A 14,132-nucleotide genomic window follows, 5' to 3' on the forward strand; every position below is an offset into this window, starting at 1 on the left:
CAATATAATGAAAGAAACGGACGCTCTGGACGATTATATACTTCAGCATATTGATGAAGAAGGAGATTATCTGAAAGCATTATATCGGGCGACGCATGTAAAACTACTGCGTCCCCGTATGGCTTCAGGGCATCTTCAGGGTAGAATGTTGAAGATGTTTGTCCAAATGATTCGCCCAAGACAGGTTCTTGAGATAGGAACATACAGTGGATATTCCGCCCTTTGTCTGGCTGAAGGACTAGAGGATGGAGCTATGCTTCACACTTTCGAGATTAATGATGAACAAGAGGACTTTACACGTCCATGGTTGGAAAATTCGCCATATTCCGACAAGATAAAGTTCTACATAGGTGATGCAATGCAGATAGTACCTACACTGGATATAACATTCGATCTGGCATTTATGGATGGCAACAAACGTTTCTATGTGGAATACTACGAAATGATATTGAAACAGCTTCGAAGTGGTGGGTATATTCTGGCAGATAATACTTTATGGGATGGTCATGTTCTTGAGGAAAATCCGCATCACACAGATTTGCAGACTATAGGAATAAAGAAATTTAATGACTTGGTTGCGGCAGACGACAGGGTGGAAAAGGTGATATTGCCAATGCGTGACGGTCTTACAATAATAAGAAAAAAATAGAAATAATTTTATGGAAACAACCAGACAAAATAAAATTGCCAGACTGATTCAGAAAGAATTGAGCGAAATATTTTTGGCACAGACAAAATCAATGCCTGGCGTATTGGTATCTGTCAGCGTAGTGAGAATCAGTCCAGATATGAGCTATGCTCGTGCTTATCTAAGTATTTTCCCGTCGGAAAGGGCAGAAGAGATAGTAAAGAATATTAATGCAAATGCCAAAGCAATACGATTTGAACTCGGAGGACGCGTGCGTCATCAGCTGCGTATAATTCCGGAGCTGAAGTTCTTTATCGACGATTCTTTGGATTATGCTGAAAAGATAGATCAGCTTCTTAAATAATAGAGGCTTGTCGTATTACTGATAAAATTTAATTGCCGTGAATTTCCCTTTTTACATCGCGAAAAGGTATTTGTTTTCGAAGAAATCGCATAATGCAATAAATGTAATTTCAGGTATTTCTGTGTGCGGAGTTGCTTTGGCTACATTAGCAATGGTCTGCACACTTTCTGTTTTTAATGGCTTCCAGGATATGGTGGCAACATTCTTCACTGCGTTTGATCCTCAGGTGAAGATAACTTCAGTCAAAGGAAAAGTGTTTGACGGTAGTATGCCTGTTCTGTCGCAGATTAAAAATATGCCTGAGGTAGCCGTCTATTCAGAGTCTGTTGAAGATAATGCAATGGTGCAATATAAAGGGAGACAGGTAATGGCAGTTATAAAAGGAGTAGAGGACAACTTTGATAAGCTTACTCCAATAGACAGTATATTGTTTGGTCGTGGCGAACTTATTCTTCACGACGAAGTTGCGGATTATGCTATTCCTGGCTTGCAGTTGCTTTCCACATTAGGTACTGGTATCCGTTTCCTTGATCCTCTTGAAGTTTATGCTCCAAAGCGTGGAGCAAAAATAAACATGGCTAATCCAATGAGCAGTTTTGTGAGTGATGACCTTTTCTCTTCAGGACTGACTTTTACTGTAAATCAGGAGAAATATGATGGCTCATATATTCTGACATCAATTGACTTTGCACGCAATTTGTTTCAGTATGATAAAGAGGTTTCGGCTGTCAACTTACGTCTTCATCCAACAGCTAACGAGAAGGATGTAATCTCAAAGATAAAAAGAATTCTGGGTGAAGACTTCTATGTGCAGGACAGATACGAGCAGCAGGCTGATACATTCAGAATAATGGAGATAGAAAAGCTTATTTCGTATATATTCCTGACCTTTATACTCATGATAGCATGTTTCAATGTTATAGGTTCATTGTCCATGCTTATAATTGACAAGAAAAACGATGTTCAGACACTCAGAAACCTTGGAGCTTCCGACAATCAGATAGTAAGGATATTTCTATTTGAAGGAAGGATGATATCATTTATTGGTGCTGTTGCAGGAGTAATCTTGGGATTGATTCTCTGTCTTGTGCAGCAGGAGTATGGAATAATATCATTGGGAAATTCCGGCAGTTTTGTTGTCGATTCTTATCCTGTAAGTGTTCATGCTTGGGATGTAGTACTTATATTTATTACGGTACTTGTGATTGGCTTTATCTCAGTGTGGTATCCGGTAAGATATCTTAGCAAGAGGTTACTGTAAAACCAATCTGTTTACCCCAGTGTAATACTCCTCACTGAAACATCCTCATGTAGGAAGATTGATGCTGATTCTTTGAATTTCTCTACAGATTCTGTAGTGAGAAACTGACAGTCTCCTCCTTTTGTGCATCTGGAGTTTATTTCCTTATGTCTTTTCAGGTAGTCTTTTAAACTGTCTGCCACGTATTCTCCTTGAGTAATTATTCTTATTCCGTCAGGAGTAAATTCCCTTATTTTGTCTATAAGCAACGGATAGTGGGTACATCCCAGTACTATTGTATCTATTTGATTGTCTTTTTCCAAAAGTTCGTTTATGTACTTCTTTACGAAAAAGTCAGCTCCATCCGAGTCGAATTCGTTGTTCTCTACCAGTGGTACCCACATAGGGCATGCTACACCCGTAACCTTTATATCCGGATACAGTTTCTTTATTTCCATCGGATAAGATTCAGATTTTATTGTCCCTGATGTAGCCAATATACCTACATGTCTGCTTACGGTTGCTTCACCGATACTTTCGGCTGTAGGCCTTATTACTCCAAGCACTCTTCTGGAATTATCAAGATAAGGTAGGTCGTTTTGCTGTATGCTTCTAAGAGCTTTTGCTGATGCTGTGTTACATGCCAGAATAACTAACGGACACCCTAGTTCAAAAAGTCTTATGACAGCTTGTAGAGTAAACTCATACACGACTTCGAATGAACGTGTTCCATAAGGAGTGCGTGCATTGTCACCCAAGTACATAAAGTCATATTTGGGCAACAGCTTTCTTATTTCTTTCAGTATGGTTAGTCCGCCGTATCCGGAGTCAAAAACTCCTATAGGTCCTTTTATCTGATTAATTAAATATGGCATGCAAATAAAATTAAAAGGTGAAGAACCTGTAAACACGGCATTTGTGTGAACAGGTTCCTCACCGGTATGTTTAATTTATAAATTCTTTAATTATTTGTTAGTATTGGGAGCTGCTGGAAGTGTAGCAGGAGCCTGTGGCACGTATGGAGTAGCAGTCAAGCTGATTCCAAGGTTAGTCTTGATATCGTTTGTGATATCCTTAGCCTGAGTTTCGTCAACATAAGGAATATCTGTACGGTTCAAGTCGAATACGAATACATAACCACCTGCCTTACCTACAGCCTGAACAGCTTTTTCCATCTTTTCGTAGATAGGGTTCATCATGTCAGCGTAAGCTTTCTGCAGCTGCTGCTGAGCATCCTGCTGGAACTGCATTCCTTTTTCAGAAAGTTCCTGAAGCTCTTTCTGGCGGCGTTCAAGGATGTTCTGAGGAAGGTTCTTCTGTTCCTGCTGGAATTCTGCGAATTTCTTGTTGAACTCGTCAGAAGCACGTTTGATTTCATCTTCGTATTGTTTCTGCAAGGCCTGGATATCAGTCTGAGCTTTTGCGTATTCAGGCATTACCAAGATAATTGATTCTGATTTGAAGTATCCGAACTTCTGTGCAAATATGCTCATTGGTGCAACGAGCATAAGCAATAATGCTAATTTTTTCAACATAATCTTTGTTTTCTATTTTATTGTTATATTCTTAGTTTATTACGTGTGTTTTTCTTTCGGTTGCAAATGTATAAAATTATTTTGAATATCCTAATTTCAAAAGAACTTCATTACTAATATCAATGTGCGGAGATGCAAAAATCATACTTTGTGCCGAAGCTCTGTCGATTACAGCATCATATCCTTTCTGTGTAGCTATTTCTTTTACAGCATTGTAGATTGCATCCTGTATTGGAGAAATTAGCTCCTGTCTTTTCTTCATTGCTTCGCCTTGAGGACCGAAGTATGTCTGTCTCAATTCAGCAGCTTCCTTTTCCTTGGCAATTATTTCCTCTTCTTTGGCTGTCCTTTGTTCAGTGCTTAAGCCTGATGCTGATTTCTGATATGCTTCGTACAGTGCTTTTGCTTCTTTTGACTTGGCTTCAACTTCTGCTTGCCATTGTTTTGACAGGGTTTCCATTTGCTTGTTGGCCTGTTCGTATGAAGGGATTTGCTTCAGAATGAATTCCATGTCTATGAGTGCAAATTTCTGTGCATGTGCTGCTACTATGCCTGACATAATTATCAGCAGTGATAGAAACAATTTCTTCATAATATTTGAGTTTTTGAGTTTGTTAGTTCTTAAGTTAGTTGACAAGTTGACAAGGTTGCCATCCGGATGGAGAACCTTTCTATCAACTTGTAACTGAGACCTTGTTCTCTTAATATTAGAACTCCTGTCCGATTATAAAATGGAACTGGCTGCCGCTATACTGCATTGAGCCGTTTATCTTGTCGAAACCATATGCCCAGTCAATACCCATCATACCGATCATTGGAAGGAAGATACGAACACCGACACCGGCTGAACGTTTCAACTGGAATGGGTTGAAGTCAGCCACATCTGTCCAGGCGTTACCTGCTTCCACAAATCCCAAAGCATAGATACTTGTTGAATTTTCAAGCATAAGCGGGTATCTCAACTCAGCACCAAGTCTGATGTATGCATAACCTTCGCTACCGTATGGAGTTAATGAACCGTTTTCATAACCACGGAGTGCGATAGTTTCAGATGCGTAGTTGTAGCTATATCCTGTCATACCGTCACCACCCACATAGAATGTTTCGAACGGAGAACGTTTGTATTTGTTGTAATGACCTAAGATACCGAACTCAGTACGTGTCATCAATACAGGACATTTCTGTATAGGCAGCAATGCTGTATAAGTTTTTGCTTTGAATTTCCATTTGTGGTATTCAATCCACTTGTACATGCTTGCAGCTTCTTCGTAGTTATCTTTTCCGTAAGTAGAATAATCCTTTTTACTGAACAGTGAGTATGGCGGAGTGAACGATACCGATGCCGAGAATTCAGAACCGTATCTTGGGAAGATAGGGTTGTCTGTAGAGTTTCTGGCAAGTGTCAGGTTCAGGTTGATGTTGTTACAGTTACCTGTGTTCATATACTGTCCGTTGTTCAGCTTGATGTAAAGGTAGCTCCAGTCTTTCAACATGAATCTCTGGTAAGACAGTTCTGCCGAGATTGTGAAATAGTCGTCAGGCCATCTCAGACGCTTACCCCAACCGATTGAAGCACCGAACATCTTTATTGACTTGTCAGGGTCATAATAAGACTCGTAGTTATTATAGTAGTTGCCATAATAGTTGTTGTAATAGCTACCGTAACCGTAAAGCATGTTATAGTAGTTGTTCATATATGCCGAGTTGTAGTAGTTGCTGCTCACGTCTGTCTGTACGGAATAGAATGCCGATACAGAGAACGATGTCGGACGTTTTCCTCCGAACCATGGGTCGAAGAATGAAACGCTGTACGACTGATAGTATCTACCGTTTGTCTGACCGCTGATGGTAAGTGTCTGGCCGTCTCCCTGAGGAAGAATACCGCGGTAGTTGTCATTCTTTCTGAACAGGTTGGCAAACGAGAAGTTTGTGAACTTCAAACTCAGTTTACCGATAACACCTGTCTGTCCCCAACCTGCAGAGAATTCCACCTGGTCGTTGGCCTTTGATTCCAGACCCCAGTTGATGTCAACCGTACCGTCCTGTGGATTAGGCTGTACGTCAGGCTGGATGTTTTCAGGGTTGAAGTGTCCCATCTGCGCGATTTCACGATATGAACGTTCCAGAGCTTCTTTACTGAAAAGGTCACCCGGACGGGTTCTCAACTCACGACGGACAATGTTCTCATACAGACGGTCGTTACCGTTTATGCGTACGTGGCTGATAGTAGCCTGCGGACCTTCGGTGATACGCATTTCCAGGTCGATAGAGTCACCGTCTATGTTTACTTCCACTGGATCAAGGTTATAGAATACATATCCTCTGTTATAGTAATTGTTACCGATGGCGTCTTCGTCTCCACTGATACGTTCGTTAAGCAGTTTCTGGTTATATACGTCACCTTTCTTCATTCTAAGCTGTTCGCTCAACAAATCCGAAGGATAAACTGTATTACCCACCCATGTAATGTCTCTCAGGTAATATTTATCACCTTCGTATATCTTCATGTAGATGTTTACAGTTTTGTCGTCATATTGGCTTACGCTGTCCATTTCGATAAGGGCATCACGGTAACCGAGTTCGTTATACTTGTCTATGATGAGCTGCTTGTCAGCCTCGAAGTTGCTTTCGATGAATTTCTTTGTACGGAAAAGGTTTACTAGTTTACCTTTTTCGTTTGTCTTCTTCATTACCCTTTTAAGCTTCTTGTCTGTCAGGACAGTGTTACCGTCTATTGTAATCTGGTGAACTTTGATTTTTTCCTTCTTGTCAATGTTCACATCTACATATACCTGTTCTACATTGGCTGTGTCTTCTCTTTCTACGATGTTTACCTCAGCATTTTTGAAACCTTTCTCGTCGAAGTGCTTCTTGATCAGGATTTTTGCGCGGTCTATCAGGTTCGGTGTAATCTGACTACCTTTTACCAATCCAAGTTTTGCCTGCAAATCTTCACGCTCGCTCTTCTTTACCCCATAGAAACGGATGTCAGTTATACGCGGGCGTTGTTTAAGCTCGATATGCAGATATATTTTGTTGTCTTCAATCTTGTCAGCCGAGATTTTTACGTCCGAAAACAATCCGTGCCTCCAGTACTTCTTTACCGCTCCGGTGATGTCGTCGCCCGGCACAGTTATGGTCTGTCCCACAGCAAGACCTGAAATTCCTACAAGCACATAATCTTCATAGTTTTTCACGCCTGTAACCTTAATATCCGCTATCTCGTATTTCTTAGGCGAACCATTGTAGAGTATTACAGGTTTATCGTTTTCGGTAGTATTATCCTGGGCATATCCTTTGTCATATACGAAAGACAAGCCCATGGTCATCATAGATATGAGTAAAAGACGGTATCTCATTGCTTAATATTATAATTGTTCACTAGTTTTTCCAAATCGGCGTTCTCTGCTTTGATAATCGCAGATGGCTTTACATAACTCTTCTTCCTTGAAATCCGGCCAGTAGGTGTTACAGAAATAAAGCTCAGAGTAGGCACATTGCCACAAAAGGTAGTTGCTCAGTCTTATTTCTCCTCCTGTTCTGATCAGCAGTTCAGGGTCAGGCATATAATTAGTTGCCAGATGGCTGTCGATGGTCTTGTCTGTTATTTCATCTACAGACAATTCTCCTCGTTTTACCTTTCCTGCAATCTGTTTCATTGCATCTGTTATTTCCCATTTTGAAGAATAGCTTAAAGCCAGAGTCAGACACATGCCGGTATTGCGTGATGTATTTTCAATACATTTTTTCAGACGGTCGAGTACATCTTTCGGAAGTCTTGATGTATCACCTATAATTCTGAAGCTGATATTGTTCTTCATGAAAGTCTCTTCCTCTATCGAATCCATGAGCAGACTCATAAGGGAGGCCACTTCGTCAACAGGTCTGTTCCAGTTCTCTGTCGAGAAAGTGTATAGGGTAAGAAATTTCACACCAAGTCTGGCTGATTCTTCTGCTATTATATGTACAGTCTCCGCACCAGCCTGATGACCGAACGTACGGGCATGACCTCTTTCCTTAGCCCATCTGCCGTTACCGTCCATTATTATTGCTATGTGTGCGGGTATTCTGGTTTTATCTATTTTTTCTCTATATAGCATCTTGTTCTTTGTTTTAATGATTATTCCTTAGGCGTAAGTCTGTTTAGGAGTGCTCTGGTAGCACTTCCGTCCTCCCATATGAACCAGATAAACGAGCCTTTGTTACCATTTTCCTCTACTACAGCAGAGTAACTTCCGTTTCCGCGGTAAGTTGTAAGCTTGTCTATTCCGTTTTTGTTTTCAGATGGGAACACCATGTATCCGGTTTCCTGATTCCAGTTCAGTCCGTTATCGTTTGAAGTATAGAAATAATCGAAATCTTCACCGAATGCATATATTTTGCCGTCGTAAGTAATCATAGAGATATTTCCCTGATTAGGGCATGTAGTCGGGTTGTTTGGCTGATATTTCACCCATTCTGTGTCATTTGAAATATAGCTGAATACTGTAGCTGTAGAATCCGCTTCAGATGTCCCGATATTGTTTGTCATTACGATGGTTCTCCATAAATCCTTATTGTGAGATGAAGGCATTGATATGGCAGACATACGTCCCTTCAGGTCATTGCCGTTCACAAAATTACTTTCTGTCAGTTCATTTCCTTCAGAATCGATAGTAACTACTTTATTCTCATTACCTTTGTATGCTAAAAGCTTACCGTTGCTGACAGTAATCAGATTAGTCAGTCCAGTGGAATTGCCGACTTTTGTTATTTGATTTTCCAGGAAATATAATTCTCCGTTTGCTACGAAATAGACATTATTGTTGAAAGCTGTAGCAGAATAAATGTTTGTACCTGCAGGAAGAGTAATTTCGTTCCAGCTGGATATATTACCTCTTTCTACTGATGTCTTATTTGCCTTTACACTTCCGTCTGCAGTTTCACCGAATACATATAAAGTTTCGTTAGTGTAAACGGCCTTTTGTCTGGCATAAGTAGTACCGTTTGCAAATTTATTGTTTTCGAAATGTTTCCAAACCAGAGAATCCGGATTCAGTTTATGTACATTAACGCTTACTACGTATGGAGCTCCAAAATCAAACTGGTTAAGTGTAGGATTGAAAGTCATTACCTTGAATGTCACCGGTTTGCTGAAATCCAGTGAGTCGGCGGTTGTCCATATTGTGTCTTTATCATTCTTTACGTAATATACAGCCGCATAATCTGCAGAAATACTTGCCACAACTCTCGTTATGTCAACATCTTTAGGCAAAGAGTCCTTATTATATATTTTTCTGTTGATTTGGTCTATGGTAAAAGGGACATCAGCATAGCTCACTGTATCTGTATATACACTGTCTTCCCCTTTCGAACTTTTCACATAGAATGTCTGGTGCAGTGTACCGATAGAAAATGATGTGATACTAGATGTAGAAGGATACTCTATTTCTTCGTAATCATTTCCCAGACACGAAGATAAAAAAAATGTAGCCGTCATTATGCCGGCAACTAAAGATGGTAATATTCTTATTTTCATTTGCAAATGATTTCTATGTTACAAGTTGCAAAAGTAGAAAGTTTTTTTGTCTAAACAGAACATTTCCGTCAGTTTTATATAAAATTATGGATAAACTCTCCGTTTTTATCGCCCAACAGTGGAATGTATAGTATTTTAAAATGTATTTAAACGCTGTTTAATAGGTTTTTAAATCTGTATATGAGCATTTCGGAGAATATATGCTTTTATTTTGCTGTCTTTGTTTTTAATAGTTCTCTAGGATTATTATTGTAAATAATAAATTAAAATAGTATATTTGCATATATGAGTTTTTTTAAAACGTTGCTGATATTGGAAATGAATTGAAAAGCACAGAGCCCTGAAAATAATAGTCACTGAAATACTTATTATTTTGTCTTTTTTATGTACAATGGTTTTTTGCTATTATTTTTAATGTAAAAATAACAAGAACAATAATATCTTAAAACCATTTGATTAGTTAACCCTTTATAAATCAAATCTTTTTATTATGAATAAAATAACATTACTTGCCGTTTTGTCTTTTTTTATTTATGCTTGTTCCGGAGGAAAAACAGAAGTGTCTTCACCGGATAAAACAATTAATGTGATTTTTACTGTAAATAATGAAAATAAGCCTACATATCAGATAAAAGTGAAAGACAGTGTTCTGATTCTTCCTTCAGTAATGGGGTTTAGGGACTTGTATGGTGCTTCTTTATCATCTCATCTTAAGATAAACGGTGTAGAACATACTTCTGCTGATGAAACATGGACGCAACCGTGGGGAGAAAATAAAACCATACGGAATAAATATAATGAGATGGCAGTCAGACTTTCAGATTGTAAACAAGTAGATCTGACCATACGTTTCAGGGCTTTTGATGATGGTGTTGGCTTCAGATACGAATACGATGTCCGTGATGTTGACAGCCTGTTTATTATTGATGAACTTACAGAATTCAATATTGCAAAAGATGGCAAATCCTGGTCAATACCTGCCAATTTTGAAACTTATGAATTATTATATAGAAACAAATCGTTAAGCGAGATAAAGAACGCCAATACTCCGATTACCTTTAAGTCCGGAAGTGTTTATACAAGTATTCATGAAGCAGCTCTTACGGATTTTCCTGAGATGACATTGAAACGTATTGAAGGTACAACTTTCAAATCGGAACTTGCACCATGGCCTGATGGGATAAAGGTTAAGATTGCAGGAGGAAAATTTGTAACTCCGTGGAGGACTGTTCAGATTGGTTCGAAAGCCGTGGATTTGATAAACTCTTCATTGATTTTGAATCTTAACGAGCCTTGTAAATTGGAAAGCACGGATTGGATTCGGCCAATGAAATATATCGGTATCTGGTGGGGTATGCATTTAGGGGTGGAAACGTGGTATGAAGGTAAAAGACATGGTGCAACAACTGCCAACGCAAAACGTTATATAGATTTTGCAGCTGAGAATAACATTGATGCTGTTATGTATGAGGGGTGGAACAAAGGTTGGGAAAACTGGGGAGGTACACAACATTTTGATTATACAGCTCCATATGATGATTTCAATATAGAAGAACTTGTGGATTATGCTAATAAAAAAGGAGTTAGGATAATAGGACATCATGAAACAGGTGGAAATATATTGAATTATGAGCGCCAGCTTGACAATGCCTATAAATGGTATTATGACATGGGTATAAACGCTGTAAAGACAGGCTATGCCGGCGGACTTCCTAATGGTCATAATCATCATGGACAGTTTAATGTACGTCATTACCGTAAAGTTGTGGAAACAGCAGCCAAGTATCATACCACACTTGACGTGCATGAACCGATAAAAGATACCGGTATTCGCAGGACATATCCTAATATGATGACTCGTGAAGGTGCCAGAGGTATGGAATGGAACGCATGGAGTGATGGTAATCCTCCTTCACATCATGTTATATTGCCATTTACCAGACTACTTGCAGGACCTATGGACTATACTCCGGGAATATTTGATATTACTTATGAGCGTATAAAAAACTCTCCTGACAGGAAAAAGTGGAATATGAAAGACAGTAAAGACTGTCGTGTAAATACTACATTGGCAAAACAGATAGCCAATTGGGTTATATTGTATTCGCCACTTCAGATGGCTTCGGATATGATAGAGAATTATGAAGGTCATCCAGCATTCCAGTTTTTCCGTGATTTTGACCCGGACTGTGAATGGTCTAAGGCTTTAGACGGTGAGCCAGGTGAATATGTAGTAATAGTAAGGAAAGCTAAGGATAAGTTTTTCCTTGGTGCTTCTACAAATGAACAGGCACGTGATATAGATATAAAACTAGACTTTCTGGAAGATGGATATTATTATGATGCTGTGATATATGCAGACGGCGATGATGCCGATTGGGAAACAAATCCGTCTTCCTACAAAATAACTCATTGTAAAGTGAGTAATAAAGACTCCTTGCATATAAAGATGGCGCGTGGAGGTGGACAGGCTGTTTATTTTAAATTGCTAGACTAGATTATGTTTTATAATGGCATTTGACTTCTTTTCAATGACCGTTTAAAACGTAATTATATGTAATTGTTATTAATGTGATAACTGTAACTTTATTTATATGAAATATTTGACTATTATATGTGTGGGTCTGGCTTTGACGGCTGTAACAGTTTCGTCATGTAATGAAAAAGAGAGTAATCAGATTTTAGATTATACTCAGTTTGTGAATCCTTTTATAGGGACGGATTTTACAGGTAATACTTATCCGGGGGCACAGGTACCCTTCGGAATGGTACAGCTTAGTCCCGACAACGGTTTGCCTGGATGGGACAGAATAGCCGGATATTTCTATCCGGACAGTACTATTGCAGGTTTCAGTCATACACATCTTTCTGGCACGGGAGCCGGAGATCTTTATGACATATCGTTTATGCCTGTAACTCTGCCATACAATGAAGCCGAACAGCCTTTGGGAATTCATTCCAAATTCTCACATGAAAAAGAAAGTGCATATGCAGGATATTATCAAGTGTTCTTACAAGATTACAAAATTAATGTGGAATTGACTGCAACAGAGAGGTGTGGCATACAGAGATATACATTTCCTAAGGCAGAATCTGCTATATTCCTTAACCTGAAAAAAGCTATGAATTGGGATGAAACACAGGATTCATATATAGAACAGGTCGATTCGGTAACACTTAAAGGTTACAGATATTCCAATGGTTGGGCAAGAAACCAGAAAATATATTTCTATACCAAGTTCTCAAGACCGTTTGACAGTTTGCAACTCGATAAGTCTCCGATAATTAAAGATGGTAAGGAGAACGGTCATGGATATGTTGCCAGAATAAATTATAATACTTCCGAAAATGAGCAGATTGTGATAAGAACAGCTATTTCCGGTGTAAGTATGGAAGGTGCTGAAAGAAACTTTATGGCCGAAGCACAGGAAAGTGATTTTGACTCATATTTGTATAAAGCCAAAAAGCTGTGGAATGATGCTTTGGGTAAAATAGAAGTTGAAAACAGCGATATGGATGAAACTGTAACATTCTATACAGCTCTTTATCATAGCATGCTGGCACCTACAATTTATGGGGATGTGGATGGTAGCTATTACGGGCCTGATAAAAAGATACATAAGGCAGACGGATGGACCAATTATAGTACATTCTCTCTTTGGGACACTTATAGAGCGGCACATCCGTTATTTACTATCATACAGCCAGAAAGGGTAAATGATATGGTAAAATCCCTTATTGCATTTTCTGAGCAGAATGGAAGGTTGCCGGTGTGGAACATGTTTGGAAGTGAGACTGATATGATGATAGGTTACCATTCTGTTCCGGTAATAGTTGATGCATACCTTAAAGGTATAGGTGATTTTGATGCAGAATCGGCATTGAAAGAGTGTGTGAAAACTGCAAATCTTGATGATTACAGACAGATAGGGCTTTATAAAAATATGGGGTATATACCTTATGATGTTGTAGATAAATACAATATCGAAAATTGGTCGTTGTCAAAGACTTTAGAGTATGCATTCGATGATTATTGTATAGCCATAATGGCAGAAAAGATGGGCAAGGAAGATCTTGCAGATAATTTCTATAAAAGAGCCTCAAATTATAGGAATGTATTCAATGAAAATTCTTCGTTCATGCAACCAAAGGACAGTAAGGGTAATTTTATAGCAGGGTTCAAACCGGAGGAATATACACCGCACATTACGGAAAGCAACGGATGGCAGTATTTGTGGTCAGTGCAGCATGATGTAGATGGACTGATAGAGTTGATAGGTGGTAAAAAACGTTTTGAGGAGAAATTGGATAGTATGTTTACACTTATTCCTAAAGAAAATGAACAGCTTCCTATATTCAGTACAGGTATGATAGGTCAGTATGTTCACGGAAATGAGCCTAGTCATCATGTGGCTTATCTATATAATTATACTGACAGCCCGTGGAAAACGCAGAAGTATGTTTCTGAAATAATGCATGAATTATATAAGAATTCGCCTGACGGATTATGTGGAAATGAGGACTGCGGACAGATGTCGGCTTGGTATGTAATGAGTGCAATGGGAATTTATCCTGTCAATCCAGTATCAGGGGAATATCAGATAGGTACTCCTATGTTCCCGGAAATGCAAATAAGGTTTGCTGAAAGTAAGGTTTTTAAGATATTAGCAAAGAATGTAAGTCGTGAAAACTGCTATGTGAAATCTGTAAAATTGAATGGTGTCGCTTTAGAGAAACCGTTCATCAACCATAAAGATATTATGAAAGGTGGTGTCATAGAGTTTACTATGACCGACAAACCTACAAAATGGGGCGTGATTGCAGAAAAATAATTATAAACTTAATAT

11 protein-coding genes are annotated in these 14,132 nt (G+C 38.9%); 5 read left to right on the forward strand and 6 right to left on the reverse strand.

Annotated elements, in window-relative coordinates:
• The first annotated feature begins 7 nt into the window (after positions 1-7).
• The 3 genes from OCV82_RS07300 to OCV82_RS07310 are packed head-to-tail and all read left to right on the forward strand — an operon-like array spanning position 8 to position 2,253.
• On the forward strand, positions 8-649 hold the full coding sequence (locus OCV82_RS07300) for an O-methyltransferase (RefSeq protein WP_154043793.1): 642 nt from the start codon (positions 8-10) through the stop codon (positions 647-649).
• Between the two features lie 10 nt (positions 650-659).
• Entirely contained in the window at positions 660-992 is a 333-nt protein-coding gene (gene rbfA, locus OCV82_RS07305) for a 30S ribosome-binding factor RbfA (protein ID WP_154043794.1), read from the forward strand.
• Between the two features lie 37 nt (positions 993-1,029).
• Complete coding sequence (locus tag OCV82_RS07310; RefSeq protein ID WP_154043795.1) at positions 1,030-2,253, forward strand: FtsX-like permease family protein; 1,224 nt, start codon at positions 1,030-1,032, stop codon at positions 2,251-2,253.
• Positions 2,254-2,264: 11 nt separating this feature from the next.
• Here the strand turns inward: OCV82_RS07310 and murI are convergent, their stop codons facing one another.
• From murI to OCV82_RS07340, 6 genes are all read right to left on the reverse strand, one after another.
• Complete coding sequence (gene murI / locus OCV82_RS07315; protein WP_154043796.1) at positions 2,265-3,107, reverse strand: glutamate racemase; 843 nt, start codon at positions 3,105-3,107, stop codon at positions 2,265-2,267.
• 90 nt (positions 3,108-3,197) lie between these two features.
• A complete protein-coding gene (locus tag OCV82_RS07320) occupies positions 3,198-3,767 on the reverse strand; it encodes an OmpH family outer membrane protein (RefSeq protein WP_154043797.1) in 570 nt (189 codons plus the stop codon).
• Between the two features lie 76 nt (positions 3,768-3,843).
• Positions 3,844-4,359, reverse strand: coding sequence for an OmpH family outer membrane protein (locus OCV82_RS07325; protein WP_154043798.1), 516 nt, complete (start codon positions 4,357-4,359; stop codon positions 3,844-3,846).
• Between the two features lie 115 nt (positions 4,360-4,474).
• Positions 4,475-7,090, reverse strand: a complete 2,616-nt coding sequence (bamA, locus tag OCV82_RS07330) for an outer membrane protein assembly factor BamA (protein WP_394802653.1) — start codon at positions 7,088-7,090, stop codon at positions 4,475-4,477.
• A gap of 45 nt (positions 7,091-7,135) precedes the next feature.
• On the reverse strand, positions 7,136-7,885 hold the full coding sequence (locus tag OCV82_RS07335; RefSeq protein WP_262543236.1) for an isoprenyl transferase: 750 nt from the start codon (positions 7,883-7,885) through the stop codon (positions 7,136-7,138).
• Between the two features lie 2 nt (positions 7,886-7,887).
• The gene (locus OCV82_RS07340; protein WP_154043801.1) at positions 7,888-9,285 is read right to left on the reverse strand and encodes a DUF6242 domain-containing protein; all 1,398 of its coding nucleotides are present in this window, start codon (positions 9,283-9,285) and stop codon (positions 7,888-7,890) included.
• A gap of 490 nt (positions 9,286-9,775) precedes the next feature.
• Here OCV82_RS07340 and OCV82_RS07345 point away from each other — a divergent pair, with 490 nt between their 5' ends.
• Positions 9,776-11,782 (forward strand): glycoside hydrolase family 97 protein, encoded by a 2,007-nt coding sequence (locus OCV82_RS07345; RefSeq protein ID WP_154043802.1) that lies wholly within the window; start codon positions 9,776-9,778, stop codon positions 11,780-11,782.
• A gap of 97 nt (positions 11,783-11,879) precedes the next feature.
• A complete protein-coding gene (locus OCV82_RS07350) occupies positions 11,880-14,117 on the forward strand; it encodes a GH92 family glycosyl hydrolase (protein WP_154043803.1) in 2,238 nt (745 codons plus the stop codon).
• The last annotated feature ends 15 nt before the right edge of the window (positions 14,118-14,132 follow it).

Source organism: Bacteroides cellulolyticus, assembly GCF_025567135.1.
Taxonomy (GTDB): Bacteria; Bacteroidota; Bacteroidia; order Bacteroidales; family Bacteroidaceae; genus Phocaeicola; species Phocaeicola cellulolyticus.

What these genes read in the sequence shown, in the direction of transcription:
- OCV82_RS07340 (WP_154043801.1), bottom strand. Translation starts at nt 9,285, where the DNA reads ATGAAAATAAGAATATTACCATCTTTAGTTGCCGGCATAATGACGGCT.
- murI (WP_154043796.1), bottom strand. Translation starts at nt 3,107, where the DNA reads ATGCCATATTTAATTAATCAGATAAAAGGACCTATAGGAGTTTTTGAC.
- OCV82_RS07320 (WP_154043797.1), bottom strand. Translation starts at nt 3,767, where the DNA reads ATGTTGAAAAAATTAGCATTATTGCTTATGCTCGTTGCACCAATGAGC.
- OCV82_RS07325 (WP_154043798.1), bottom strand. Translation starts at nt 4,359, where the DNA reads ATGAAGAAATTGTTTCTATCACTGCTGATAATTATGTCAGGCATAGTA.
- OCV82_RS07350 (WP_154043803.1), top strand. Translation starts at nt 11,880, where the DNA reads ATGAAATATTTGACTATTATATGTGTGGGTCTGGCTTTGACGGCTGTA.
- rbfA (WP_154043794.1), top strand. Translation starts at nt 660, where the DNA reads ATGGAAACAACCAGACAAAATAAAATTGCCAGACTGATTCAGAAAGAA.
- OCV82_RS07300 (WP_154043793.1), top strand. Translation starts at nt 8, where the DNA reads ATGAAAGAAACGGACGCTCTGGACGATTATATACTTCAGCATATTGAT.
- bamA (WP_394802653.1), bottom strand. Translation starts at nt 7,090, where the DNA reads ATGGGCTTGTCTTTCGTATATGACAAAGGATATGCCCAGGATAATACT.
- OCV82_RS07345 (WP_154043802.1), top strand. Translation starts at nt 9,776, where the DNA reads ATGAATAAAATAACATTACTTGCCGTTTTGTCTTTTTTTATTTATGCT.